Origin of the sequence: Streptomyces kaniharaensis (genome assembly GCF_009569385.1) — a bacterium.
In the GTDB taxonomy this organism is placed as follows: Bacteria; Actinomycetota; Actinomycetes; order Streptomycetales; family Streptomycetaceae; genus Kitasatospora; species Kitasatospora kaniharaensis.
The window spans coordinates 98,577-122,989 of the sequence record NZ_WBOF01000002.1 but is presented as its reverse complement, the minus strand read 5'-3'; the positions used below and the strand labels follow the sequence as shown (position 1 = coordinate 122,989).

28 protein-coding genes, 1 tRNA gene and 2 pseudogenes are annotated in these 24,413 nt (G+C 70.8%); 10 read left to right on the top strand and 21 right to left on the bottom strand.

All coding sequences use genetic code 11. The features are described 5' to 3' along the window. The first annotated feature begins 25 nt into the window (after positions 1-25). Both F7Q99_RS28085 and F7Q99_RS28080 read left to right on the top strand, forming a co-directional pair. Positions 26-763 (top strand): dTMP kinase, encoded by a 738-nt coding sequence (locus F7Q99_RS28085; RefSeq protein WP_153466764.1) that lies wholly within the window; start codon positions 26-28, stop codon positions 761-763. Beyond that, a complete protein-coding gene (locus F7Q99_RS28080) occupies positions 760-1,650 on the top strand; it encodes a glycosyltransferase family 2 protein (RefSeq protein ID WP_153466763.1) in 891 nt (296 codons plus the stop codon). Before F7Q99_RS28085 ends, F7Q99_RS28080 begins: the two co-directional genes overlap by 4 nt. 39 nt (positions 1,651-1,689) lie before the next feature. Here the strand turns inward: F7Q99_RS28080 and F7Q99_RS28075 are convergent, their stop codons facing one another. The 5 genes from F7Q99_RS28075 to F7Q99_RS28055 all read right to left on the bottom strand — a co-directional run bounded on the left by F7Q99_RS28075 (position 1,690) and on the right by F7Q99_RS28055 (position 7,149). Beyond that, positions 1,690-3,045, bottom strand: coding sequence for a hypothetical protein (locus tag F7Q99_RS28075; protein WP_153466762.1), 1,356 nt, complete (start codon positions 3,043-3,045; stop codon positions 1,690-1,692). Positions 3,046-3,053: 8 nt separating this feature from the next. Beyond that, complete coding sequence (locus F7Q99_RS41650; protein WP_230210963.1) at positions 3,054-3,395, bottom strand: hypothetical protein; 342 nt, start codon at positions 3,393-3,395, stop codon at positions 3,054-3,056. Positions 3,396-3,847: 452 nt separating this feature from the next. Next, a complete protein-coding gene (locus F7Q99_RS28065; RefSeq protein ID WP_230210962.1) occupies positions 3,848-5,011 on the bottom strand; it encodes a DegT/DnrJ/EryC1/StrS family aminotransferase in 1,164 nt (387 codons plus the stop codon). After that, on the bottom strand, positions 5,008-6,063 hold the full coding sequence (locus F7Q99_RS28060) for an NAD-dependent epimerase/dehydratase family protein (RefSeq protein ID WP_153466761.1): 1,056 nt from the start codon (positions 6,061-6,063) through the stop codon (positions 5,008-5,010). Before F7Q99_RS28060 ends, F7Q99_RS28065 begins: the two co-directional genes overlap by 4 nt. An 18-nt stretch (positions 6,064-6,081) precedes the next feature. Further along, positions 6,082-7,149, bottom strand: coding sequence for an NAD-dependent epimerase/dehydratase family protein (locus F7Q99_RS28055; protein WP_230210961.1), 1,068 nt, complete (start codon positions 7,147-7,149; stop codon positions 6,082-6,084). Between the two features lie 128 nt (positions 7,150-7,277). On the opposite strand from F7Q99_RS28055, the gene F7Q99_RS28050 reads away from it, so the two are divergent. Both F7Q99_RS28050 and F7Q99_RS28045 read left to right on the top strand, forming a co-directional pair. Continuing rightward, entirely contained in the window at positions 7,278-8,636 is a 1,359-nt protein-coding gene (locus tag F7Q99_RS28050) for a tetratricopeptide repeat protein (RefSeq protein WP_153466760.1), read from the top strand. A 29-nt stretch (positions 8,637-8,665) separates the two neighbouring features. Beyond that, positions 8,666-8,923 carry an NUDIX hydrolase gene (locus tag F7Q99_RS28045; RefSeq protein WP_153466759.1) on the top strand — a complete coding sequence of 86 codons (258 nt, stop codon included), beginning with the start codon at positions 8,666-8,668 and terminating at the stop codon, positions 8,921-8,923. A 28-nt stretch (positions 8,924-8,951) separates the two neighbouring features. Here the strand turns inward: F7Q99_RS28045 and F7Q99_RS28040 are convergent, their stop codons facing one another. Then, complete coding sequence (locus F7Q99_RS28040; RefSeq protein ID WP_153466758.1) at positions 8,952-9,203, bottom strand: hypothetical protein; 252 nt, start codon at positions 9,201-9,203, stop codon at positions 8,952-8,954. A 528-nt stretch (positions 9,204-9,731) separates the two neighbouring features. Further along, positions 9,732-10,121, bottom strand: coding sequence for a hypothetical protein (locus tag F7Q99_RS41645; RefSeq protein ID WP_230210960.1), 390 nt, complete (start codon positions 10,119-10,121; stop codon positions 9,732-9,734). Between the two features lie 88 nt (positions 10,122-10,209). Here F7Q99_RS41645 and F7Q99_RS28035 point away from each other — a divergent pair, with 88 nt between their 5' ends. Then, complete coding sequence (locus F7Q99_RS28035; protein WP_326847279.1) at positions 10,210-11,589, top strand: protein kinase domain-containing protein; 1,380 nt, start codon at positions 10,210-10,212, stop codon at positions 11,587-11,589. Between the two features lie 16 nt (positions 11,590-11,605). Here the strand turns inward: F7Q99_RS28035 and F7Q99_RS41640 are convergent, their stop codons facing one another. From F7Q99_RS41640 to F7Q99_RS28020, 3 genes are all read right to left on the bottom strand, one after another. Next, positions 11,606-11,773 (bottom strand): hypothetical protein, encoded by a 168-nt coding sequence (locus F7Q99_RS41640; protein WP_230210959.1) that lies wholly within the window; start codon positions 11,771-11,773, stop codon positions 11,606-11,608. Positions 11,774-12,296: 523 nt separating this feature from the next. Continuing rightward, a complete protein-coding gene (locus tag F7Q99_RS28025; RefSeq protein ID WP_153466757.1) occupies positions 12,297-12,629 on the bottom strand; it encodes a hypothetical protein in 333 nt (110 codons plus the stop codon). Positions 12,630-12,681: 52 nt separating this feature from the next. After that, entirely contained in the window at positions 12,682-12,834 is a 153-nt protein-coding gene (locus F7Q99_RS28020; RefSeq protein ID WP_153466756.1) for a hypothetical protein, read from the bottom strand. 477 nt (positions 12,835-13,311) lie between these two features. Between F7Q99_RS28020 and F7Q99_RS28015 the strand changes: the two genes are divergently transcribed. Then, positions 13,312-13,500 (top strand): hypothetical protein, encoded by a 189-nt coding sequence (locus F7Q99_RS28015; protein WP_153466755.1) that lies wholly within the window; start codon positions 13,312-13,314, stop codon positions 13,498-13,500. Between the two features lie 44 nt (positions 13,501-13,544). On the opposite strand, the pseudogene F7Q99_RS41635 reads toward F7Q99_RS28015, so the two are convergent. Then, positions 13,545-13,753, bottom strand: a pseudogene (locus tag F7Q99_RS41635) (NF041680 family putative transposase); the annotation flags it as partial. Between the two features lie 267 nt (positions 13,754-14,020). Further along, positions 14,021-14,416, bottom strand: coding sequence for a contact-dependent growth inhibition system immunity protein (locus F7Q99_RS28010; protein WP_326847278.1), 396 nt, complete (start codon positions 14,414-14,416; stop codon positions 14,021-14,023). 310 nt (positions 14,417-14,726) lie between these two features. On the opposite strand from F7Q99_RS28010, the gene F7Q99_RS28005 reads away from it, so the two are divergent. After that, positions 14,727-15,179, top strand: a complete 453-nt coding sequence (locus tag F7Q99_RS28005; protein WP_153466753.1) for a hypothetical protein — start codon at positions 14,727-14,729, stop codon at positions 15,177-15,179. 272 nt (positions 15,180-15,451) lie between these two features. Here F7Q99_RS28005 and F7Q99_RS28000 read toward each other — a convergent pair. Then, a pseudogene (locus F7Q99_RS28000) lies at positions 15,452-16,581 on the bottom strand (IS1380 family transposase); the annotation flags it as partial. A gap of 101 nt (positions 16,582-16,682) precedes the next feature. On the opposite strand from F7Q99_RS28000, the gene F7Q99_RS27995 reads away from it, so the two are divergent. Beyond that, positions 16,683-17,078: a hypothetical protein gene (locus F7Q99_RS27995; RefSeq protein WP_153466752.1), complete on the top strand. Its 396-nt coding sequence runs from the start codon at positions 16,683-16,685 to the stop codon at positions 17,076-17,078. Positions 17,079-17,155: 77 nt separating this feature from the next. On the opposite strand, the gene F7Q99_RS27990 is transcribed toward F7Q99_RS27995, so the two are convergent. Genes F7Q99_RS27990 through F7Q99_RS27975 form a run of 4 tightly spaced genes read right to left on the bottom strand, consistent with a single transcriptional unit; the run spans position 17,156 to position 20,503 of the window. Then, positions 17,156-17,752: a DUF6262 family protein gene (locus F7Q99_RS27990; RefSeq protein ID WP_153466751.1), complete on the bottom strand. Its 597-nt coding sequence runs from the start codon at positions 17,750-17,752 to the stop codon at positions 17,156-17,158. Then, positions 17,749-18,549 carry a site-specific integrase gene (locus tag F7Q99_RS27985; RefSeq protein WP_153466750.1) on the bottom strand — a complete coding sequence of 267 codons (801 nt, stop codon included), beginning with the start codon at positions 18,547-18,549 and terminating at the stop codon, positions 17,749-17,751. The genes F7Q99_RS27990 and F7Q99_RS27985 overlap by 4 nt, the downstream gene beginning before the upstream one ends. Beyond that, the gene (locus F7Q99_RS27980) at positions 18,480-19,952 is read right to left on the bottom strand and encodes a hypothetical protein (protein WP_153466749.1); all 1,473 of its coding nucleotides are present in this window, start codon (positions 19,950-19,952) and stop codon (positions 18,480-18,482) included. The genes F7Q99_RS27985 and F7Q99_RS27980 overlap by 70 nt, the downstream gene beginning before the upstream one ends. Further along, positions 19,949-20,503 carry a tyrosine-type recombinase/integrase gene (locus F7Q99_RS27975; protein ID WP_326847363.1) on the bottom strand — a complete coding sequence of 185 codons (555 nt, stop codon included), beginning with the start codon at positions 20,501-20,503 and terminating at the stop codon, positions 19,949-19,951. The genes F7Q99_RS27980 and F7Q99_RS27975 overlap by 4 nt, the downstream gene beginning before the upstream one ends. A 246-nt stretch (positions 20,504-20,749) precedes the next feature. Between F7Q99_RS27975 and F7Q99_RS27970 the strand changes: the two genes are divergently transcribed. Beyond that, the gene (locus tag F7Q99_RS27970; protein WP_326847277.1) at positions 20,750-21,691 is read left to right on the top strand and encodes an IS5 family transposase; all 942 of its coding nucleotides are present in this window, start codon (positions 20,750-20,752) and stop codon (positions 21,689-21,691) included. Here F7Q99_RS27970 and F7Q99_RS27965 read toward each other — a convergent pair. The 4 genes from F7Q99_RS27965 to F7Q99_RS27950 form a co-directional block, all read right to left on the bottom strand. After that, complete coding sequence (locus F7Q99_RS27965) at positions 21,672-22,154, bottom strand: hypothetical protein (RefSeq protein ID WP_153466747.1); 483 nt, start codon at positions 22,152-22,154, stop codon at positions 21,672-21,674. The two genes, F7Q99_RS27970 and F7Q99_RS27965, sit on opposite strands and share 20 nt — an antisense overlap. A 48-nt stretch (positions 22,155-22,202) precedes the next feature. Further along, on the bottom strand, positions 22,203-22,532 hold the full coding sequence (locus F7Q99_RS27960) for a hypothetical protein (protein ID WP_153466746.1): 330 nt from the start codon (positions 22,530-22,532) through the stop codon (positions 22,203-22,205). Positions 22,533-22,589: 57 nt separating this feature from the next. Beyond that, on the bottom strand, positions 22,590-23,192 hold the full coding sequence (locus F7Q99_RS27955) for a hypothetical protein (RefSeq protein ID WP_153466745.1): 603 nt from the start codon (positions 23,190-23,192) through the stop codon (positions 22,590-22,592). A gap of 307 nt (positions 23,193-23,499) precedes the next feature. Beyond that, positions 23,500-23,576, bottom strand: a tRNA-Met gene (locus tag F7Q99_RS27950). Between the two features lie 267 nt (positions 23,577-23,843). Here F7Q99_RS27950 and F7Q99_RS27945 point away from each other — a divergent pair. Then, positions 23,844-24,389, top strand: a complete 546-nt coding sequence (locus F7Q99_RS27945) for a hypothetical protein (RefSeq protein ID WP_153466744.1) — start codon at positions 23,844-23,846, stop codon at positions 24,387-24,389. Positions 24,390-24,413 lie beyond the last annotated feature (24 nt).

Genomic DNA, 24,413 nt, shown 5'->3' with positions numbered 1-24,413 from the left:
CGAGGACGTGAAGGAGGAGCACAGCGTGGCTGACCAGGCCGGCCTGTTCACGGTCCTCGAGGGCGCTGACGGAAGCGGCAAGAGCGCCATCACCGAGCAGCTGGTGGCCGCGCTGCACGCCGTCGGGCACACCGTGCGCCGCCTCGACCGCGCCCGGCCGACCGGAGACGCGCCGCACGCCGCCCTGGTGCGCGCCGTCAACGAGCTGTTCCGCTCGCCGACCGCCACCGCATCCGGCTGGGAGCACCTGAGCCTGGCCGCTGCCGCGCAGTACCACTCCGTCCTGCACGCCCAGGTCGTACCCGCCGTGGCGGGGGGCGAGATCGTCATCGCCGACAGCTGGTGGGACAAGACCTGGGTGCGGCTGGGCCTGGAGGCCGAAATCGTCCACAACCTCGACGAGCACCGGCGCCGGGCGCTCCAGGAGCGGCAGCAGGCGCTGCTGCCGCCCAGCCCCCTGCCCGCCCGGCTGCGCCTGACCGTCCTGATCGACACCCCACTGCGGGACCGGATCGCCTGGTACCAGGCCGCGGGCTGCCCGGACGCGGTGCTCGGCCGCGCGGGGGTCCTGACCCGGGACACCGAGGAGTTCGGCGAGTTCACCGAGCGCATCGCCACCGGCCTGCGGCAGCTCGCCTCGCTGCACGGCTGGCCTGTCGTCGCCAACGGTGTCCACCGCACCGCCGCGCAGGCGGCCACCGACCTGTGCGCCCTGATCGAGCAGCGCACCCGATCCGCCGTCCATGCACCGGAGCCCGTATGACCAGCAGCCCGAAGCCCACCGTCGACGCGGTGGTCCTCACCATGAACGACCGCCCCGCCGAGTTCCCGCGGGCGATGGCCTCGCTCCTCGCCCAGGAAGGCGTCGACCTGCGCGTGGTCATCGTTGGCAACGGCTGCGAGCCCGACTACGTGCCCGACGGCGTCACCGTCGTGGCCCTGCCGGAGAACCTCGGCATCCCCGAGGGCCGCAACGTCGGAGCCGACGCCCTCGCCGGGGTCGACGCAGGCGAGTTCATCTTCTTCTTCGACAACGACGCCATCCTGCCCGGGACCGATGTCCTGGCCCGGCTCGTCGAACAGGCCCGCCGCCACCCCGAGGCCGCCTACATCCAGCCCCGGATCGCGGACCCCGACACCGGCGTCACCGTGCGGCGCTGGGTGCCGCGCCTGCGGGCCGGCGACCCGAGCCGGCCCGGTACCGTCACCGCGATGGCCGAAGGTGTCGTGCTGATCCGCCGGGCGGATTTCGAGCGCGCCGGGCGCTGGCCCGGCGCGTTCTTCCTGTACCACGAGGGCTTTGACCTGGCCCTACGGATCTGGGACCTGGGCCGCACCGGCTACTACGCTCCGGACATCATCGTCCAACACCCGGCCAGCGACCCGGCCCGACACGCCCTCTACCTGCGGCTGGTTGCCCGCAACAGGGTGTGGGTCGCCTTCCGGCGCCTGCCCGCGCCGCTCGTCCCGATCTACATCACCTCGTGGATCGTCATCACGTCGCTGCGCATGCGGCGCGACCGTGCCGCCCTGGGCACCTGGTTCAAGGGACTGCGGGAGGGCCTGCGCGGTGGGCACGGGGAACGCCGTCCGATCTCGTGGACCACGGTGTGGCGCCTGGCCCGGGCCGGACGCCCCCCGATCCTGTAACCCCGCCGGCCCGTGCGGGCGGCGCCCACCCGGCGCCGCTCACGCCGGCACCGGCGCGCGGTTGTTCCACCGCTCTTCCTGCGTCCGGTCGCGCAGCGGGGCTACCAGCCACGGCACCAGCCGCGGTACCGGCACCGCAGTGAGCTGCTCGACGGGGTGCAGCAGACCCCTCTCGTCCAGGTCGGCGGTCCAGACCGCGAACCGGGCGTTCGGCGCGGCCGGGTTGACGCCGACCTCGCCCTTCGGGCCGCAGGCGCCGTTGAAGGGCAGGCAGATGCCCTCGGTGTTCCAGTAGGTCCAGGCTTCCAGCGCCTTGGCCTGCTCGAAGACGTGGTAGAGCTGCGGGTAGCGGTCCAGCAGGCGGACCTCGCGGAAGAGCAGCTGGCCCAGCAGGTGCGGGGCCAGCTCCTCCAGTTGGTCGGGGCTGATCCGCTGGAAGGAAACGTCGCGCACGTCCTGGCCGGGCGCCAGGCCGGTGGCGGCGAACTGGTGGGCGACGCGCCGCCGGACGTAGGCGGCGACCCCGTCGGCGAGGCCGGGCTCGATACGGCCGATGAGATCGAGCAGGCGCGCATGCCCGGGCTGGAACTGGCCGAGGTCGAAGAGGGTGCCCATGCTGGCCACGGCGTCGAACGCCAGCTGCTTGTAGAGGTGGTTGTTCAACTCCCCGTGTTCCGCGCACTCCTGGGTGGCGCGGCTGCGGGAGTGGAGCATCAGGTACTCGGCGACGGCCTCGAAGTAGAGGTAGCCGAGGTAGGGGAGGTCGGGGACGGCGTCGGCGAGGGCGTCGACGAAGGGCTGATTCTCGCTCTCCTGGCCGGCGGCGCCGTACAGCAGCAGGTCGAGCAGCGGCGCGGTGGCGTGCACCCGGTCGGTGACCGAGCGCGTGACCCGCTCGTCCTCCGCGGTGGTGAGGGTGTGGCGAAGCGCCCGGTAGGTGCGCAGGTGGACGGCGCCCAGGCGCAGGTAGTCCAGCCCCTTCACCGGGCCGGGCCGCTCGGGCACCACCTCGATGACCAGCGGGGTGCTGCCGCGGCGGCTGTCCAGGTCACCGCGGCTGCCCAGCATGTGGGCGCCGAGGTTGTGCGGCCGCAGGGCGCCACCGGCAAGCTCGGTGAGCGGGGCGCCGTAGACGGCGCCGACCAGGCAGCCTGTGGAGGCGAGGAGCTGGCCGCTGGCGCGCACCTGATCCACGGAGCGGGTCAGGTGCATCAGGCGGACCGGGGCGCCGGCGGTGAGGGCGTCCAGCAGGGCGTTGGCGCCGAGCAGGTGCCCATTGGGGGTCTGCTCGAGGTGCTGGCGCCAGTCGGCTTCGGTGGCGGCCAGGCCGGTAGGCGCCGCCCGGCGGGGCGCGGCGCCGAAGTCGGTGTGGGCGTGGTCCCACTCGGTGTGCACGGCCTCTCCTACTTCTGCGCGGGCAGCACGGCGTCGAGCGCCTGCCGCAGGGCTTGGTGGTCGGTGGCGCCGTCGAGGCGGGTCTGTTCGCTGTGGACCACGAGGTCGTGGGCGAGCGGCGGCGCCCAGCCGGGGACCGGGCGGCGCAGCCGGGCCGGGTCGGGCCACCAGCGCTGAATCGGCAGCCGGTAGCGGTCGAGGGCATCGGCGGCCTTGAGCAGGTCGACGGCCTGGTGGTGGTGCCGGTAGGCGGTGGCCTGCTGGTCGGTGAAGGCGGTGTGGGGGACGTCGTGGAGGGCGACGGCGGTGACCGCCTCGGCTGTCGGCCCGGCACCGAGCGCTTCGGTCACGGCGGCAGTCGTGGCACGCGGCGGCGATCGCGAGCGCGCGGGCCCGTTCGGGCCCCACGCCGTGCGCCGGGGCGAGGAGCTGGACGAGGACGGCGACGCGGGCGCCGTGCCGCACCCCGTGGATCGACCCGGCGGCCTGGGCGCGGGCGAACCAGGCCACGTCGGGGACGAACAGCGTCGGGCGCTGCGAGGGACGGGGCCGTGGAGCGCTGTCGGGGGGCCGGTTGCACGCGATCCAGGACAGCGTCTCCCGGTCCAGAACCTGATGGTCGGGAAGGCGGCCGGCCGCCGCCAGCGCGCGCAGCGTCTGGTCCGCCGGCAGGGGATCGGAAGGGGTCATGCGGGGCTCCAGAAGTGGTTCGGTCAGGGGCGGCCGGGTGCTTCGGGGCGCGGTCGCGCCGCCTCCGGGTTCGGGGCGCGGGGAGGCGGCGCGACGGCCGGGGCCGGTGTGCTCAGCGCCAGAGGGTGTGCACCGCGTCGATAACCCGCTGCACGTCGGCGGCGGTCATGGCCGGGTAGCACGGCAGGGACAGCTCGCGGGCGGCGACCTGCTCGGTGACGGGCAGGTAGGTCTCGGGGTTGCGGTAGGCGGCGAGCCGGTGCACCGGCTTGAAGTGCACGCTGGTGCCGATTCCGTGCACGTCGCGCAGCGCGTCGGCCACCGTGTCCCGGGTGCGGCCCCGAACCGGGTCGATCAGCACCGGGTACAGGAACCAGCCGTGCCGGACCTCCTCCAGGACGGTCGGCAGGCGCAGCCCGGGCAGGCCGGCGAGCGAGCGGTCGTAGGCGTCGGCGATCCGGGCCCGGGCCGCGGTGAAGTCCGCCAGCTTCGCCCACTGTCGCAGGCCGACCGCCGCCGTGATGTCCGGCATCGTGTACTTCAGGCCCGGGACGGCGACGTCGTACTCGGCGGTGCGTCGCTCGCCGTGCCGGCGCCAGGCGGAGGAGTCGATGCCGTGACGGCCCAGCAGCCGGGCCTGCTCGACGAGGTCGCCGCGGCCGGCGAGCAGGCCGCCCTCGCCGCAGGTGATGACCTTGTTGGCGTAGAAGGAGAAGACGGTCAGGTCGCCGACGGAGCCAGCCCGGGCGCCGTCGCGCCAGGCGTGCAGGGCGTGGGCGGCGTCCTCGATCAGCAGTAGCTGGTGGTCGTCGGCCAGCTTGCGGAAGGCGGCCAGGTCGCAGGGCTGGCCGGCGTAGTGCATGACGGCGATCGCCTTCGTCCGGGGGGTGATCGCCGCCTCGGCCGCCGCCGGGTCGAGGTTGAAGGTCACCTGGTCGATGTCGGCGAACACCGGGGCGGCGCCGCACTGGACCACGGCGTTGGGCACCGCGCAGAACGTCAGGCTCGGCGTGATCACCTCGTCGCCGGGTCCGATCCGGGCGGCGAGCAGGGCGAGGTGCACGGCGGCGGTGCAGGAGGAGACCGCGAACGCGTCCTGGGCGCCGAGCGCCTCCCGCACGGCCTCCTCGAACCGGGTGGCCTTGGGCCCGTGCGTCAGCCAGCCGGAGCGCAGCGTGTCCAGAACCTCCGCTTCCTCCTCCGGGCCGATCGAGGGGCGGTTCCACGGCAGGAACGGCACGGCGGCTACCGGCCGGGCCGGCATGTCGATGCTCATGCCTGCCCCCACGCCCTCGCGTACTCGGTGCCGTAGCGCCGGCAGTCGGCGGTGTCGAGGCGCCTGGTCTTCCCGGCGGCGAAGGCGGTGATCAGGCCGCGGTGGTTGTCGTACTGGGCCTGCGCGGGGTCGGTGACTTGGCCGGTCAGCACCAGGTCGGCCACCTCGCGCGCCCCGTCCTTGAGCGTCGTGGAGCACGCGCCGGGCAGCGCCCGCTGGAGCCGGGCGAAGGAGACCTGGTAGTCGCGGGCGTCCGTCTCGTCCCGCTCCGGGCCGCGGTCGATCACCGCGCCGGGCACGACCTCGGCGACCGCGGCGGCGATGTCGCCGATGGTGCAGTTCTCCGGGTCGCTGCCTACGTTCCAGGCGCCGGTCAGGCGCTGGCCCAGCACCCCGGCCAGGACCTGTGCCACATCGCCGACGTGCACCAGCGGCCGGCGCTGGGAGCCGCCGTTGAGGGGGATGCGGCCGGTGGAGGCGGCGGTGGCGGCCATCTTGTTGACCACCGAGTCCAGCCGCTGGCGGGGCGAGGAGCCGTGCACCGTGGCCAGGCGAAGGCTGGTTAGCGCACAGTCCGCCCCGAGCACGTCGGGCAGGCGCCGCTCGGCCAACACCTTGGTGCGGGCGTAGATGCCCAGTGGGTTGGGCTCGGTGTCCTCGTCGACGGTGCCCTCGTGCAGCCCATAGACGCTGCACGAGGAGAAGAACACGTAGTGCCCCACGCCGGCCGCGGTGGCCGCCTCGGCGGCGATCAGCGGGGAAGCATAGTTGAGCTCGACCGCGAGCTGCTCGTCCACCTGGCTGGCCGGCTCGCCGACGATCCCGCCCAGGTGCACCACGGCGTCCGCGCCGGTGCTCACCTCGGCCAGCAGGGCGGCGTCGCGCAGGTCCCCGCGCACGAAACGGGCGGTGGGCGGCAGCAGCACGGCGGGGTCGTCCTCGCGGTGGTAGATCAGCCCGTCCACCACGGTGACCTCGTGTCCGAGCGCGGCCAGGCGGTGGGAGGCGACGGTGCCCAGGTATCCGGCACCGCCGAGCAGTACGACTCGCATCGTTGGGAATCCCTTCGGTCAGGCGGCCAGCACGGCGGAGCCGGCGGCAGCGGGGACGGTGAACCAGTCCGGGATCGCTCCCGGGGTGTCCTTCAGCCACGCCACGTACCGGTCGATGCCGTCGACGAGGCGGATGCCGGGCTGCCAGCCGAGCAGGTCGGCGGCGCGGCGCGTGTCGGCGCAGCCGCCGAGCGGGTCGCCCTCGGGCCTGGGAGTCTCGACGAAGGCGGCGCCCGGGTAGTGGGCGGCGATGAGTTCGCCGATCTCGCGCACCGTCGTGGGCACCCCGGTTCCGACGTTGACGGTCTGACCCGCCATCTCGTCGGCGACCAGGGCCAGGATCGTGGCGTGGGCGATGTCGTCGACGTGCACCATGTCCCGCACCTGCCGGCCGCCGCCGTTCAGCCGGATCGGGCTACCGGTGTGGGCGGACATCGCCATCCACGGCACCATCCACGAATGCGAGTCGGGCTTGGGCACCTGCGGGTCGCCGTAGACGGAGAAGTACCGCACCGTGGCGTGCTCGGTGCCGGTTCCCTCGAGCATCAGCCGCACCTGGTGCTCCGCCCAGACCTTGGTGTTGGCGTAGACCGAGATCGGGGTGAGCGGCTGGTCCTCCGCGAACCGCGCCAGCCCGCCGCCCACCGGAGTGCCGTCGCCGTACACGGAGGCGGAGGACACGAACACCAGCCGCTTCACCGCTGCCCCGGCCCCGGTGACGGCGTCCAGCACGGTCTGGGTGCCGTGCACGTTGCTGGCGAAGGCGACGTCCGGGTTGCGCGTGCACGCCGCGACGTCCGCGTACGCGGCGGCGTGGATCACGAAGTCCGCTCGGCCGGCCAGCCAGGCAACGGTGGCCCGCTCCCGGACATCCCCAAGGACGACCTCGGCCGCGTGCCGGTCCACCTCGAACCGGTCGCGCACCGCGTGCGGGTAGGCGCCGAAGCTGTCCAGGACGAGCGGGTGGGCCCCGTGCGCGGCGAGCTGGGCGACGATGCGGCTGCCGACCAGGCCGCCGCCACCGGTGACCAGCACGGTGGCTCCGGCGAGCTGCCGGAACCGCATGTCTGACGGTACGTCAACCATGACGGAAGTTCCTCCCGTTGGAGTGCGTGAATTCGTTCCGTCAGTGAACTCCCGGCATCGACACGGAGGTACCGTGTTCCCCCGCTCATCACGTTCATCCTGTTCATGATCATCGTTAGAGGTGCGAATTGACGGCACCAAAGGGACCCAACAGGCAGCTGTCCGCTGTCATCGAAGAGGCCGGGTACACGTACGAAGCCTTGGCCAGAGCGGTCAGGGCGGTCGCCATTGAGGCGGGAGTGAAGCTGGGAACCTCCCGATCGGCGGTGCACTCCTGGGTGGTCGCCAGCGCCATCCCGTCCGGCCGAACGCCCACCTACGTTGCCGAGGCACTCAGCAGGAAGCTCCGGCGGCGCGTGACAGTCGCCGAGATCGGTCTAGGCTCAGACGTCATCGGGGACACGAACGCCCCGGACCCCCTGGCCGCCGCTTCCGATCTCGGGAGGCTTATCGTGCACAATCGCCGGGACTTCCTCTCCCTCGCGTTCTCCGCCGGCGCCGTTCTCTTCCCACTCGACTACGACCCCCAGGCCGCTGCCGCCGCCCTACGCGCCACAGCCGCAGGCCATCGCGTCGGCATCGACGAAGTCGCCACCGTCCGCCAGTTCACCGAGATGTTCCGCACCGCTGACGAGCGCCTCGGCGGCGGCCACGGACTCGTCGCCATCGCGTCGTTCCTTAACGACGTCGTCACCCCAATGCTCAACGGCACCTTCCCGAACGACCAGGTCCGCCGAAGCGCCTTCGGGGCCGGAGCCGAGCTGGCCACTCTGGTCGGATGGAAGTGCCACGACCTCGGCCGCGAGGGCGCAGCCCAACGCTTCTACCAACTCGCCTACCAATTCGCCTGCGAGTCCGACCCTGCCGGTCACAGCGCATGGGCCATGCGCGCACTTGCCCACCAAGCCCTCGACCTCGGCCACCCCGCAGGCACCATCGACGTCGCCGAAGCCGCGCTGGCGCGCGCACGCGGCCGAGTCGGCCGGCAAACCGAGGCCCTGCTGCTCATCACTGCCGCCCGAGCGCACGGTGCCAGCGGGAACGGCCCAACCGCCGCCGCCCTCATCCTCGCCGCGGAGGACGCCATGCTCGCGAGCAACGATGACATCCCCGCTTACGCTGCGGCGGCCGGCCCGGCCGCCGCCGTGGTCGCCTCCCACACCGGGCGAACGCTGACCGAGATGAAGGATCACGCAGCAGCAGAACGGCACTACCGCACGGCGCTGAACAAGCGGGTCCCGGGCACCTACCACCGGGTCCGCGGCATCACGTTTGCCAACATCGCCAAGTCCGTTGCCGCTCAGCACCGATACGAGGAAGCCGTCGGGCTGTGGAGCCAGAGCCTGGACCTCATGGACGGCGTCATCTCCCGCCGCAACGGCAAGGAACTGGAGACGATGCGCTCGAACCTCGCCCTCTACATACAGAGGGGGATCCCCGGCGCAGCCGAGCTCTCCCAGCGAGCCGCCTCCATCATCGCCGTGTAAGCGCCCCCGCCACCAACCCCGTCTGAGATGTGGTGGTCGGTTCCCGGCTACACGGTGAAGTAGGCGAGCCCGCGGGCTCCTGCTGGGACGATGCCGGATCGACGGCCAAGCGTCACGCCTTCGTCGCCCGCAACTGCGTCCGCATCGCCGAACAGGAGCTCGACGAGATGGAGTTCATTGCCGTCGAGCTGGTCGAACTCGACGAGTTCAAGAAGGTTATGCGGGCTGGCCTGATGACCGACGTTGAGCTCGCCTACCTCGGGCTCGACCGCCTTGGCCTGCTGTAGCCGAGCCGCGGTCCGGCCAGCTTCCCGTCTACACGGTGAAGTAGGCGAGGAAGTACCGGCGGAAGGCGACCGCAAGGCCCATCGTCACGCAGAAGGCCCCGGCCGGACCGACGCCCCGAGCGACGGTCTGGGCGGTGCCGTGCAGCAGGTGATCGGCCGCGTACATGGATCCCATGCACCGGCCCAACCCAACGAGCAGGAGCAGAGGGAGCCGCAGCCCCGGCGTGATCAGCGAGCGGCGACGCTGGCGTCGAAGATGCTCACCGGAGATCGTGGCCATGGCTCCTCCTGTGCATTCGTCGGCTCAGGGTACCGGCGCGCTATGGCCGTGCGGAGCCGAACGGCACACGCCGACGTGTGGAGCAGACCGGCGGCCCCGCCCTCGATCGGCACCTCAGTCCGCGACCGCCTCCAGGAAGTCGGCGTACCGCGCCAGCGCCAGGCCGATCGCGCACCGCCAGATCTCATGCTCCTCGTAGATCGACGGCCCGGACTGGATGGTTGGGGGGTGGGAAGGAGGTCGCAGGATGCCTCGCGCGGCAGCGGATGCACGACGACGACCGCCGCCACCCCGCCCACACTGCGCGCGGCCAGCTCCTCTCGCACACCGTTGACGAACGCCTCGTGCCGCACCTGGAGTTCGTCCTCCGGGATCAGTGCGACGACCTCCGCCTCACGTGCGACCTCCAGGAGGACCCCGTTCTCCCATGGCTCGAAGTCCACCGTTACGTCCGCGAAGTCCGACGGACACCCCGCCTGCCGCACGTACCGAGCGCGCACACCCCGCACCGGGAACGGCAGGAACGTCTCACCCCTGGGCTCCTCCACGCGCTGACCGCAGCTCACCGCCGGGCCCGGGCAGCGCCGCCAGGTCGGTAGCATCGTCCTTGATCATCGGCGGTGATCCGACGATGCCGGGGGAGCGGGAGCAGCGGTGACCAGTCAGGACCACACGGGCATGCCGCCGTTGCGGCCGGGCGACCCGTGCGACGTCGCGGGGTACCCGCTGCTGCGCCGGATCGGCGAGGGCGGCATGGGGGCCGTCTACCTGTCCCGGACGCGCGGCGGCCAGCCGGTCGCGATCAAGGTGATCCGCGAGGAGTTCGCCCGCGACGAGGAGTTCCGCCGCCGGTTCGAGCAGGAGGTCCGCGCGGCCCGGACGGTGCAGGGCTACCACGTGGTGCCCGTCGTCGACCACGACACCGGCGGCACCACGCCCTGGCTGGCCTGCCGGTACTGCGCTGGACCAGGCCCTCGACCGGTTCGGGCCACTGCCCCTTGCCACCGTGTTCCAGGTGGCCGGCTGCGTCGCGGAGGCGCTGCGCGCGGTGCACGCGGCCGGGATCGTCCACCGCGACCTCAAGCCCAGCAACGTCCTGCTCGCCACCGACGGCCCGTGGGTCATCGACTTCGGCATCGCCCGGGCCGAGGACGGCACCCGGCTGACCGTCAGCGGCGCGATGATCGGCACCCCCCACTTCATGTCCCCGGAGCAGGCGCTCGGGGAGCCGGTGACCCTGGCCGCCGACGTCTTCGCCCTCGGCCTGATCGCCGCCGTCGCCGCCACCGGGCGGCACCCGTACGGGGAAGGCAGCGCGATCACCCTCGCCACGCGCATCGCCAACACTGAGCACCGGCCCCCGGACCTTTCGGGCTACCCGGCCGAGCTGCGCGCGCTGCTCGCCCGCTGCCTCCACGCCGATCCGGCGGCCAGGGCCACCCCCGAGGAGCTGGCGGACCTCTGCAACCGCGTCCTTCCCCGGCCCCTTCGGGCCTTCGAACACTGGCTGCCGGAGCCTCTGGCCGGGGAGATCCGGCGCCGCGAGACGGCCGTCCGCCGGCTCCTGGACGGGGACGCGCCGGTCGACGGGCCGCCGGCGGAGGAGAGCCAGGCCGGACCCGCGGTGGCAGAAGACGTCCCGGCCGAACCCGCCGTGGCGGAGCACGCTCCGGCCGAGCGCACCCCGGCCCACGGCCCTGCGGAGGTGTACACGCCCACCTACGTGCCCACCGCCCCCGCCACTGCCCCCGCCGTACTGCCCCGGCCGCAGCCGCCCGCGCCCACCAGCGTGCTGGACCCGGGTTTCCCGGCGGCCGTCGCTCCTCAGGCCCCCGCTCCGCCCGCCTACGCCCCGCAGGTCCCAGCCCCGCCCAGCCGCGCCGCACCCTGGCGACGGCGACGTCTGGTGGCCGTGTCGTTTCTGGTCGTCGGCCTCTACGTCGCCTACCTCTCGGTCGCGGCGCTGGACGTCCCCGACGAGAAGGCCACCGCTCCCGTCCGGTACGGGCCGGTCGACGTCACCGTCGACTCCGCCCAGGCCGGCTCCATCGACCTCGACGGGGACCGCCCGGTGGTCGGTGCGGATCCCGCCGATCTGGTGGTGCGGTGGAACGCGGCCGGCCCGCCGAGCCTGGGGGTCGAGCAGGCTCGGCCGGCCTTGGCGGAGGCCGCCCACGCCTACGCCGACTACGATCCGAGCTTCGGCGAGTGCAAGGTCCAGATCAAACAGAACGGTGCTGCCGACAGCGGCCCCCTGGCCGCGGGCAAACGGTTCTGCTACCAGACGCGCAAGGGCCGTACGGTCCTCCTGAAGATCAAGACCGTCCCCTCGGGGATCGGCCCCCTCCAGTTCTCCGTCACCGCCTGGGACGCCAAAGCGAAGTGACGCCGACCGGCCGACCTCAGGCCGGGATCAGCGCGTCCCACTCGGCGCGGGTCGGCCCGTCGTGCGTCGGCGTGAAGTCGGGGCGGGCGGCGAGCCAGGCGGTGACGCGGCGGTCGACCTTGTCGGTGCCGTAGGCGTCGTCGGGCGTGTGGACGAGGTGGCGCACGTGGGCGCGGGCCCGCATGACGACGGGGTCCTCGAAGGCGCACGGGCGGCGGCCCGCAGGTCCGTGGACGGTGCGCCTCGGCGAGGCGCGGGGTGTTTGTCTCGTCGGCCTTCACCTGGGCGTCGAACCACGGGCGCAGCGTCCAGCCGGCCCAGGCGTGGTAGCCGGCCGGGTCCGCGGCGACCTCGTCGGCGTGGGCGGCGAGGTACTGGCCGGCCAGCAGCCCGAGGGCGAGGCCGTGACCGAGGGCGGGTGGTGTGGACGAGGCTGTCCCCGGCGTTGACCAGGCCGGTGACGACGGGACCGTCATCATCGACCAGGGAGGTCCAGCGGTTGTCCAGCCCGGCCATCGCGAAGACGGGCGACTGCGGTTCGCCGGCCAGGTCGAGCCAGGAGGCGAACGCGGGGAAGGTGCGGGCGACAGCCTCGAACACGGCGGGGTCGGTGAGCGCGCCGCGGGTCGGGTCGGTCGTGGAGAGCACCATGCTGACCGTGGCCCCTCGCAAGTCGTGGCGGGGCGCAGACTTGGCGTGGGATTCCGTCATGGCAGGAGCCGGCTGGCGCCGAGGTGTCGGAGGATGCTGCTGGTGCGGGAGGACGCCCGGTTGCAGATGTCGACGGCGGCTGCCCGGACGTCGGACACGTCGTCGGAGACAGTGAGGTGCTTGCGGGCCTCGAAGGCGTGGCCGCGTCCGTCCAGGTCGATCACAGCATCCCAGGAATGGCCGTCGTCCACGCCTTCCGGGTAGACGACCGTGCTTCCCTCCGCTGACTGGATGATCCGGCCGACCTGCCAGAGCCGACGGCGTCCTTCGGCGGCGATAGCTCCCAGCAGATGATTCTTCGGCCCGGTCACCAGAACGTAGTACGGCACGGTCGCCTCCTCGGTCGCTGTCCCCCTGTCTATCGGTTCAGTCTCCCGTGGGTCACGTGCTCTTGGAGAACCCGTTGTCGGCGTAGTTGGTGAAGTTGGTGGCCCCGGTGCCGGGGTCGGTGGAGACGTAGGTGTCCAGGACGGCGGTGACGTCGCGGGCTGGCGGCTGCTCGTCGGTCTTCTCGGGGGTCGGTTCAGCGGTCACGGAGTGCCCCGGCGTCAGCACGGATCCTGCCTCCGACGGAGCCCAGTGGCCCCACCCGACCAGGCGTCAGCCACTGGACCGCTATGAACCCCGAGGCCAGCCATCCGCACCCCCGGCACCTTGCTGTCGTTGAACCGGCCGTGCGCCCTTGGCCGCCAGCCACCCCAGGCGGGGATCCCGAGCCGAATGGAACGACTGCTTCATGCCAAGACACAAAGATCTTTCAGACGGTCGCCGCCCGGTACCGGCGGCTGCCGCCCCAGCCAGGCCGGAAGAGGTCGCGATCACTACAACCGTCCCGGCTGGGCTGCGCCGTCAGCTGACAGTCGCGCTTGCCATCCATGAAGTGAAGCTAAAGGACGCGGTCACGCAGGCGCTGACGGACTGGTTGGACGAACACCCACCGGAGGTGGATGCCAAAGCCGCGCCCGGTATCCCGCGCCCCGGCCGTCGGCCAGCCCCCGGGCCGCCGACGCGGTGGCACTGACCGTCCGAGTCGACCCGGCCGAAGCCACCGAGGTGGACCTGTTCCAGGTGATGCTGCGAGAGGAGACCGGCCAACGAGTCGACAAAGCCGAACTCATCCGCGAACTCCTACTCCTTGCACGCGAACACGGACCCACCCGCCGCGCCCTCGTACAGCGGCTCAAGCGCGGACCCGGCTGACCGAATGCTCCCCGAACTGCTCCAACCTGCGAGCTGTAGCCGCCCACGCCAAGCACGATCCGCCCGCCACTCGCGCGGGGCGGCGGCAGGCCGGCCAGCAGACCGCGCAGACGGTCCGTGTCGATCCCTCCGCTGTTCAGGGCGTCGTAGAGTGCGCCATGCGCCGGTGCTCGGCCGTCAGCGTCAGATCGATCAGCGCATCGGCCCGCGCCGGCAGACAGTCGTACAGGTCGGTTCGGAGCCGGGACAACACGTCAGGGCCTCGACGCGGCTTGCCCCTGCCGAGCTACAGCGCAACACGCGCGGACTGGAGACGGAACATCTGTGCCGCGTCCTCGACCTGCCGGAACTCTTCGCCTCCGTCGACGGCATCCCCTGCCTGGCACGCTCAGCCCCGTCCATCCGCTGGGCCATGATCGGTGTCATGGTCCGCCGGCTCACCCGGGGCCGTGCTGCGACGCGCTCCGGCCCACGACCGCTCCTGCGGCAATCCTCATAGCCAGCCGCTGCTGTCGGCGAGCTACAGAGCCAAGAACCCCTTAACCTCGCGGTTCAAGGCAGGCGGCACGTCGGCCAACCCCGAGACGATCAGGCGGAGATCCCGCCGGAGTTCGGGGAAGCCCCTCCAGACCTCGGCACTCCTGGTGAGCACGGCGGCCAGCAGATCGCCCTCGTACATGTCGCCCTCGGCCAGTGGGTCGACCCGGAGGACCTCCGCCGCCAAGGGTAGGAGATAGGCAAGGCTCACGTCTTGCCTGATGAGAAGCCGCATGTCCTCGACCGTCAGGTCGCTGATCGGCTTGCGCCGAAGCTCGCGCACGGTCGCCATCAGCCGGGTTTCGCCGCCCGATTGGGCCGACCAGCGGTCGCGCTCAAGTTCCTCAAGGGAGCGGTCGCGGTTCACGAGTCGAGTCACCGACCGATCGTCCCATGCCAGATCTCAAACGCGGTCTGAGGCCACCCCCGAGCTTCGCCGGACCGCGATCACGCACTGGCTCATCGCGTACTGCATGTCCACGGGTACATGGGCTCCGGCTGAGCCCGGGCGGGAAACAGCAACGCGACCACCGGGCCTGCTGCCGTTCGACCACAGGTCTTTGAGTCGATGCTGCAAGATGAAGGAAACTGGCGACATGTGCCGAATCCTTGACTTCGCATTTCTCTAGTAGTAGTTGTGAACTCACACTGTGGAATGATCGCGTCGTCTCATCTATGCAGGAGGTGCCGTGTCGAATCTAGGGAGTGGCCATCCTGAAAATGAGACAGCACAGCGTACGGGCACGGAGAATCCCTCCACTGCAGCGGGAGATATGATAAAAAGCGCTCAAGCGCTGCCCGATGAGGAAAAGGCCTCCCTGGTCGCCGCCCTCGCCCAAAGCATCGCCACACCAGAGCAACAACAGGCCGTGGCTGAGCATGTAGTCAGAGCGCTGCCGCAGGAGCAGCAGCAGCGGCTGACCGAGACGGTACTGGGTAAGCCTGATAAACGTACACGGCAGGTCCTCTGGTACATCGTCGTCTGGACAATGACTTCCGCCGTCTTCGTCTTCGGTGTGTTGGCATTCGTGCTCATCTACCAGAACAAACACGCAGAAGCCCCCCTCGCTTTGGCCACTACTGCGCTCGGAGGCGTGGTTGGCCTCGTCGCGACCAGCCCGGGGAGCAATCCCTCACATTGAACCCGCCTCTTCGCTGGCATCGGGCGCACCGGTCACACGGTCACTTCGGCGGGACCCGCTGGTCGAAGTTGGGGTTGGCACTGTGATGACGAGCGGTCGTTGCAGGATTAGCCTCGATCTTTCGTGACGGTCCATCGGTTCATCCGACGGGCCGTTTCGGCTGCTCGGGCTGGTGATGGGTAGGGCGACGGCCCGGCTGTCGCGTCGGGTGGGCGCCGGGTTCCACTGCTCCGGCGTGGGGACGATTCGTTGGGATGGGACGTTGTCGCTGGTCAGCCAGGGTTCGGCAGGGCCTGGAGGCGTTCGGAGGCAGTGGTGATCACGCCGGTCCAGGGCCAGTGGCGGGCGAGGCGGAGGTAGCGGCGGCGGCCGGTGGTGACGAGCTGGGCGGCGGCGGAGAACAGGCGAAGTCGCAGGCGCTTGGGCTCCCAGCGTCTGGCGTCGCCGGTCAGGGCGAGCATGGGCATCCAGGCGAGCAGGTCGAGGGCGATCTGGACGATCTCCAGCCAGATGCGGTTCTGGGCGGCGTCGTGCAAGGGCAGGTTGCGTAGGCCGGTGTCGCGGGCGACGCGGATGCGGTCCTCGGAGCGGGCGCGCTGGCGGTGCCGCAGCTCCAGGGCGGCGATCGGGGCGCCGGTGGTGTTGGTGGCAAAGCAGGTCAGCCTCATGCCGTCGGCGTCGGTGAAGCGCAATTGTGCTCCGGGGTGCGGGCGTTCCTTGCGGACGATCAGCCGCATGCCCTTCGGCCAGCCGGTGAGGACGTCGCCGGCGAGTTCGGCGACCCAGGCGCCGTCGCGGACCTCGCCGCCTGGTTCGATGGCCGGGGTCCAGGCCGAGGCCGGGATCAGGAGCACGGCCTGGCGGATGGCGTCGGTGATGGTCATCCCGACCGAGTAGGACAGCCATCGGCCCCGTGCGGTGAGCCAGTTGAGGAACCTGTGGGTGCCGCCGCCGGAGTCGGTGCGGATCAGCGTCCGGCGCCCGCGCCGGTACTTTTTCGGCAGCTGGGCCAGAGCCAGGCAGGCTGTTTCGATGTGGTCGGCGGCGGTGTTGCTTCCCGCGTTGCCCGGCCGCAGCAGGCCCGCGACCAGTTCCCCGGATCCCTCGCGGCCGTGGTCGACGAACGCGAACAGCGGATGATGCCCGAAGGTCTTCTTCCAGGTCTTGGCGGCGTGCTCCTTCTCCGAGTGCGCCAGGACCAGCACCCGTCGATGTCCACGGTCACCTCGCCATCGGCATCCGGTGCCGCGTTGCCGGCCAACCGCCAGACCCGCTCACGGGCTTCGGCCCGCGCCCGCCGGGTCGCCGCCAAGACGCGAGGCCAGGCCGTGGCCAGGGCGTCGACCAGGCGGGAGACGGTCGGGTCGGAGGCCACCGGGCCGAACACGGCGGGCTGTCGGCGACGGGTGAAAACTGACCGCTGATCGGCGGATGATAGCGTCCGGCAATTCGGGGTGGGCGCCCGTGTAGCCGGCCCGCTCGTTCGATTTGGGGGGCAGCTTTGTGATCCATCTTCCAGATGGGTCCTGGTGGGACTGGGATGTTGTCAGCTGGAACGCCGGTCGGCTGCGGCTGGGCGCCAGCCACGACCTGTCGTACCACCACGGCCTGGAGCCGGTCTTCAGCGACCCGGTCTTCGTCATATGTCCCGCTTCATTCCACGATCCGACGTTCCGCGAGCCGACACCCGCGGAGGCCCGGATCGTGTCTCGGCAGGTTGGTGAAACACCTGAGGTGCTGGTCGCCTTCGAGGCCGATGCGGGAGGACCTGAACCCGCCTCCGGCTTGATCGCGGCCGGGCAGCTCGACATCGTCCAGGGAACCGTTTTCCGGTACTGGCGCGAGAATCTGGAGGCTGGGGAACGCCTTGCCCCTTGGGTGAGTCCGCCGGAAGCATGACTGCGGACTCGTAGCCGGGTGGTGCTTCTGGCCAGCTATCTGGCCAGAAGCACCGGCGAGGATGTGGGCTCTGGCGGCTATCGAGCCGAGCTTGGAACCGCTCGAATGGATCGTGTGAGGGCTCTACGGACCGCGGTGACCTCGTCTTCCAGCTCGGCTGTGCGGCGTTCGAGCCTTCCAGCTCGTGCGGCCTGCTCGGCAAGTTCGGAGATCAGGAGCGCGTTGTGGCTCTCCAGGTCCCGAATGCGGCGGAGAAGTTCGGTTCGCTGGACGTCGTCGATCTCAGCGCCGAGGGCGAGCCTGACCCGCTCCTGGAGTCGGTCCCGTTCCGTTTTCAGGCCCTTGATCTCTTCGCGGGCGAGTGCGAGGTCGGTCTGCAGGCTGGCTTCGCTGACCCGTTGCTTCGGGAGAATGGCTGCGGCCGGAATGCCGTGCCGTGCTTGTTCCTGGATGGCGGCTTGCACCGCCTGGTGGACGACCGGACTGTTGTAGACGAACCAGGTGGAGACGGCGGCCTTGCGGGCTACGCGCGCGACCGTGATCCGCTCGCCTGCGGCGACGAGGCCGGCGACGGCGTCGAGGCTCCGCTTGGTCTTGGCCTTACTGTCGGCGGTCCGTGCCTGCCGCAGCCGCTCTACGCGGGCCTCGCGGGCAGCGGTCGTTGGGTCCGTCACGGGGCCCTCCTGATGTCCAGGGTGTCACCGGGGAAGAACGCCTGAGAGGCGCGGACCTTCCGCAGCTCCTTCGACGCCGCCTCCACCGCGTCCCGTTCCTGCGGTGACAGACCGGCCAGGCGCTCGTCCATCTCGGCCAAGACCTTTGCGTATGCCTCCAGCTGGTGCTCGAAGTTCGCCAGCACCCAGTCCGCGGCGCCCATGGCCGTCGCTGCCTCCCGATCTGCTCGCAGATCGGCGATGGTCTGCTCCAGCGCCGGACGGTAGGAGGGGTCGGGCTCGTAGAAGTCGCAGCCGGCGCACTGGAAGCGCATGCGGCAGTGCCCGCCGCCGGCCTTGACGTTGCTGGGCTCGGTGCATCCTCCGTTCGGCACCGCCACGGATCGCAGCTCGTAGGCGAGCGGGTCGTTGGAGCCTCTCGGGTTCCCGTGACGGTCGGCCGCGAGTACCGCCACCGTTTCGACGGCCTTGCGGCGCCGCTCCTGGGAGACGGTGTAGTACCCCATGGTGACGTCGAGTGAGCGGTGGTCCATGAGCTTGCACAGCACGTCAATGGCGGTTCCGGCATCGGCGTGCCGCTGTGCGTAGGCGTGTCGCAGACCGTAGGCGACGATCTCGGAGCGGCGGTAGGGGATCTGGTCGCCGTTGTCGTCGAGGCGGTCGTCGAGGAGTTCGGGGATGCCGTCGACCCATTCGCGGAAAACCCTGGCCGAGAAGTAGTGAGCAGTCAGGTACCTGACTCGGGATCTGCGGGTAGCTCCGGGGGCGGGGAAGAGCCACTCTTCGCAGCCCGGCATCTCGGGAGGCTGTCTCGGTGCTTCTGCCACTGCTGGATGTGCCGGGCGGTCTCCGGCCTGATCGGAAGGCGCCGGCCGTAACGTCTGCGCTTTCGGTTGTCGTAGATCAGGGACGGCTTGCCGTCGATCCACTGCAGGCAGTCGCGCTTGAGCGAGGTGGCTTCCTCGGGACGACGCCCGGTGTCGCGGATGATCCGGTAGACCTCCTGATACATGGCCGCGAAGTCTTCGGCTTGCCAGCCGGCGTGCTTGTAGGTGGAGTCCGCGCTCATCAGGGGCAGGTACTGGTCGAGCTGGGCGATGACGTGTTCGGGGATCGCGCGGCCGCTCTCGTCCTCGGTCGTGTCGACGGCCTCGATGCCGTGCAGTTCGGGGCTGAGCGCGAAGACTCCTGGGATGTCGTCCATCAGGCCGGCCAGGCGCGCGTACTGAAGGAGCCGGCGCCACCAGCCCAGCATCGCCTTGCGCTGGGCCTGGGAGTAGGCGCTGCCGTCCTTCGGGTTGCGGGCGATCTCGATGGCCTGGACGACAAGGGTCATGTCGGCCAGGGCGAGCGTCTGCGGCCTCTCGGCGGCGGGTCTGGACGCCAGCGCGTTCGAGGCGAGCGCCGTGACGTTAGCGGTGCGCCTCAGCTCCGCGACGGTGGGCCGCACGGCTCGCCCGTACTCCTTGACGATCTCGCGCAGCCACCGTTGCCGGATCGGCCGGAAGTCCAGGTGCCCGCTGGCTGCGGGATAGCGGCGGTTCGGTGCGGAAAGAAGCCCCACAAGCGCGCAGTCCCAGACGTCTCCGAGCGTCGGATCGACGCCGTCGTACTGAACGCGGGCCCGGCGGAGTCTGACCTGCATGTCGTTGACCAGGCCATGTGTGGTCTTGGGAAGGTGCGTGATGGACAGCGGCGTCCCGAGGTCGAGCAGCGAGGACAGCCCTGGGGGGAGGTTGCGGATGATGCGGCGCATCATCGCGGGCACGACCGGGCGGTCCTCCTCGTCACGGCGCTGAAGGCAGTAGAGGATCTCTGCCCGCAGCGCTGTGGAGAGGTCCCCGAGAGCGAACTGTGAGCGGCCCGGTTGCAGGCCGTCCCCCACATTGGGTTGTCGTACGGCGGGTAGGGAGGGCGTGTGGGTCGTATCGAAGTCGGGCGGGTGACCGCGCCGTGTGCTGACGGCTCGACATGCCTCGCAGTGGGACGCCGGCGATTCGACCAGCGCGTCGCAGGCCGCCACGCGGCAGGCGAAGGCCCGGGACCGCGGGTTGTCCAGATCCGCTGTGAACAGCAGGCTGCCGGGATCCCACTCACCCGTCCGCCACTGGAGGTCGAGCCGGTCGGCGAGCCAGGCCGCCCAGTCGGGCCGTGCGACCTGGCTCGCGGGCAACTCGACGTAGTCGTGCGCGACGGTCATCGGTTTCCACCGGCTGCCACCAGATCGACCGCTGCACGCAGATCATCGTCGCTGGCATGGAGGTAGACAGCCGTGCTGGCCGCAGAGACGTGACCGAGCAGAGTCTGCACCACGTCAGGGTCGACTCCCGCACGGATCCAGGCGGTCGCCGCCGTGTGCCGCATCATGTGCGGCCGGGCCCGGAAGCCGCAACGGTTGCCAATCCGCTCAATGACCTGCTTGGCATTCGAATACGACATGGGCAGACCGGCATGTCGCGAGGCCAGATTCACGAACACGAAGTCGCATCCCGCTGCTTGCTGGACTCCGTCGCGCTCGACGAGGTGGTCCCGGTAGGCGTTCACCACCCGCCTTTCGACGGGAACGTGCCGGTGCCTCCCGGATTTGGCGCGTGCACCGTTGCTGTTGTTTTGGCGGGGCCTGACGTGCACGTGCGCCCCGGCGATCTGGCAGCCGAGGTGCTGGGAGTCGGGCAGGAAGTGAATGTCCTCGCGCCGCAGGCCGAGCGCCTCGCCAATGCGCAGGCCGGTCCCGAGGAGCAGTGCGAGCAGGAAGCGGTCGCGCGCGGTGCCGGCAGCCGAGAGAATTCGGTCGATCTGCCCGGTGGACAGAACGGCGGGTGGCAGCTCGATCTCGGCTGCTTTGAGAAGCGATTCCCAAACCGATGGATACGACTGCCGCTCGAACTTCCGTGCGCATCAGCCTCGTTCGAGTGATCACTCCGTGGCCGGCGCATAGCAGAAGGGCCTCCTGCACAGCTCGGTGATGTCGAGTCAACCAAGCACCAGGAGGCCCAGGTGTCCCACTGTGGCGTGTCGACCCCGTCCGCGTCCAACTCCGGCGTGTCGCCGTGCGATTGCCTGGCCCACCGGCTCGGCAACGCAGCCGACCAGCCCGACCGGACCCGCCGCTACAGCTCCGACCTCACCGACGCCGAATGGCACCTGGTCCGGCCGCTGCTGCCGGTCCCGGCCTGGCTGAACGGAAAGGGCGGACGCCCGGAGGGCTTCTGCCACCGCCAGATGATCGACGGCGTGCGCTACCTGGTCGCCGAGGGCGTGCGCTGGGCCAGTCTGCCGACCGACTTCCCCAAGCGGCGGGCCGTATACCGGTTCTTCCGCCGCTGGCGCGACAACGACCTGATCAAGGAGCTCTACGGCCGACTGCGCGCCCGCCTGCGAGAACTGGCCGGCAAGAAGGCGGAGCCGACCGCCGCGATCATCGACTCGCAGTCGGTCAAGGCCGACGCCACCGTGCCGACCGCCTCGCGCGGCTACGACGCCGGAAAGAAGATCAACGGCCGCAAACGGCACATCGCCGTCGACACCCTGGGCCTGCTGCTGACCGTGCTGGTCACCGCCGCCTCGGTCAAAGACAACGACGCCGGCCGCGACCTCCTTGACCAACTGCGCACCGAACACCGCCGCATCGCCCTGGTCTGGGCCGACAGCGGCTACACCGGCTGGCTGGTCGCCTTCGCCACCACCGTCCTGGCCCTTGCGCTCACCGTCGTCAAACGCAGCGACGACGCCACCGGGTTCGTGGTGCTGCCGCGCCGCTGGGTCGTGGAACGATCATTTTCCTGGCTGATCCGGGCGAGACGCCTCGCCCGGGACTACGAGACCCGCATCGACAGCGCCGAGGCGATGGCCTGGTGGGCCGCGAGCATCCCGGCCACGCGCCGCCTGGCCCGCTCCGGCGCCCCCGCGCCCCGCCGCGTCAAGCTGTCCGCGGCCTGAACAGCCCCGGCCGCTGCTCGGTCAGCCAGCCGCGCTCGACCAGCCGCTTCGCCCGGAACCGGGCGGCCTGCTCCTTCGCGTCGCTCGACGCCCAGCCCAGATGCTCGCGCATGGCCCGAGCCCGCACTCCCTCCCCGCCACCGGCCGCGTCGCGCTCGACCAGGGCCACGATCCGCGCGCAGTCGAGCGGCAGCTCCCCGGTCCCCACGCCCTCGCACCACAGCGGCACCTTCACCCGCGGCCCCGCAGCCCCCGCAGCCGGCACCTCCACCGGCGCATCGACCGCGCCAGCCGCCTCGGCCAGGGCCTCAACCGTCTCCTCGCGGGCGATGACCGCGCGCCGCGCGGCGTCCTCCGCCTCGGCCAACGCGGCCTGGAGCCGCTCCACTTCGGACCGCAGTTCCTCCGCCCGGGCCAGCGCCACTCGCTCGCGCTTCTCCAGCACTCCCAGCACCGACGGCATCCGCCACCTCCGAGCACGCCCCGCACCAGCACGACGATCCGAGCATGCCTACCGAACGACGGCCACACCCCTCACCTGGGAAAACGTGACCCTACCTTCGATTTGGGAATGGCTTCTGAGGACACGGGCGTTGACGCGTCGGAACTGTCCGTCTTCGCCTTCGTTGAAGCCCTTCGGGGTGTACTGGAGGAACCGGGGCTCACTGAGCACGGATGCGACCTCGGGGGCCACGATGCCGGTCGCCGCACACCATCGCAGGAACCCGCAGGCGGTGCCCACCACGGCATTGACAGTCTTACCGGTCGGCAGACGGTGGGTGCGCGGGTCCGGCGTCTGCTCGATGTGGAACTTGTAGCGGGCCATCTCGCCGAGCGACACGGTCTTCCAGTCGGTGCCGCGTCCGGCCCCCGGCAATGAGAGCGGGTCCGTGTGCGGTCAGCTGCCGAGCACCGCGTACATTCCCCGCTTCGGATTGGTGGCGCGGCTGGTCCTCGCGAGCTGGCCGAGCAGGGCCCGCACGTTGTTGACGTTCGCGGCAGTGCCATCCAGCCCCAGCTTGGCGGCGACGTCCTTCGCCGGGACCGGCTCCGTGAACTCGCCGAGGGCCGCGAGGACTCCCTCAGCACTCAGACGGCCGCGCTTGGCAGCAGCCGGCGGCTGCTGCTGTCCGGCGGCAGGCTTGCGGGACGCGGGGACCCGGACGCCCTTCGTGGCCTTCCGAGCGGAGGCCTTCGCGGAACCGGCCTTCTCTCCCGCTGGCGCGGCCTTCTTGACCGCAGGCTTGCGCGCTGCCTTCCTGGCGGCCGGCGCCTGGGCAGGAGCGACCGGTTGCTGCTCCGTGGTGTCCTGCGCCTGAGCCTCGACGGGCAGCTCCTGAGCGGCGACCGCAGGCTGCACCAGGCCGACAGCCGGAAGCGCGCGCAGCACGCTCAGCGCGTTGAGGGCGGCCTCCTTCTTCGCGCGGATCTCCTCCAGCGCCTGCAGGGCCTCGCCGTTCCTCCTCCTCGAACTGGGGCAGCACCGTTTCCAGCACCGCAATGACCGAGGCGACGTCGAACTGGACTGCGATCGGCTCCATGGACTACCTCACACAACACAAACGGAATGGTGTCCACGGACTTTACGGCCAATTGAAGGCCCAGCGCCTCACGGCGACCGACCGACCACCGACTCTTAAGAAAAGAGCGCTTCGGGCCGCCACCTTGCGAAGCGGTGGCCCTCGGCGCTCCGCACGGGCTCGACTGGGGAACGCGAAGCCGCAGGCTGATCCACCCACTTCCGCGTGCGCTGCTCACCAACGAACAAGGCCGGGGCCCGCGCAATCATGCGCCGGCCCCGGCCCTGGTGGTAGCGGGGACAGGATTTGAACCTGCGACCTCTGGGTTATGAGCCCAGCGAGCTACCGAGCTGCTCCACCCCGCGTCGGTGGAATCACCCTAAGCGATGACCACGCCAACACGAAATCGGTTTCCCGCAACGAGCCACAGCCGCAGCCACCGTGTCGCCGCCGACCGGCGGGCTGGGGCAGTAGACCGGGGTAATGGCGCCGCCCCGCCGAAACGCACAGCGGGCGCACTCGAACCGGCCGACTTTTCTGGCGCGGCGGTCGCACGGGCGTCGTCGCTCACCCGGGTCAGCCCTGCGACCCGTCACCGAGCCGCACCTGCCGCATGGACAGACACTCGACGTGTGCTTGCAGACCCGTTGACGCCTCATGACAGCGCCCTCATCGACGCTGTAGCGGCCACGGCCGTCACGGCCAACTGCCGTGCTGCCCGTGTCGTGCTCACCCAGGGCCGCCTATTCACTCCCGCGCCGTGGCCTTCCTCCGGGGCCCCGCGCCGCGGCGCACCTGGACCGTGCCACCGCAACGAGCTGCGCGTCGCCCGGCGCCTGCCTGGCGCCTACGTCGAGGGCTACGTCCTCGCGCCGGACCACACAGCACGCGCGCACGCGTGGTGCGCGGCCGCCGACGGAACAGTGCTCGATCCCGCATCCCCCGACGGTTCCGACCTGGCCTACCTAGGGGTGCCGATGGCCTGGGAGTTCGTCGCAGCGTTCCAGAAGCGCACCCTCACCAAGACGCATTTCAGGGGGATTTTCGACTCGGATGTGCAGGCTCGTGACGCCGAGCGCATCCTTCATGCCGGGGTTCCGATCCATGGCATGGTCGACCTGGGCCGCTTCCCGCCGCCCTTCGACCCCGAGTTGATCCCCCCAAAGGCGACCTCCTGACCAGCTTGAGGGAGCGCCATCATC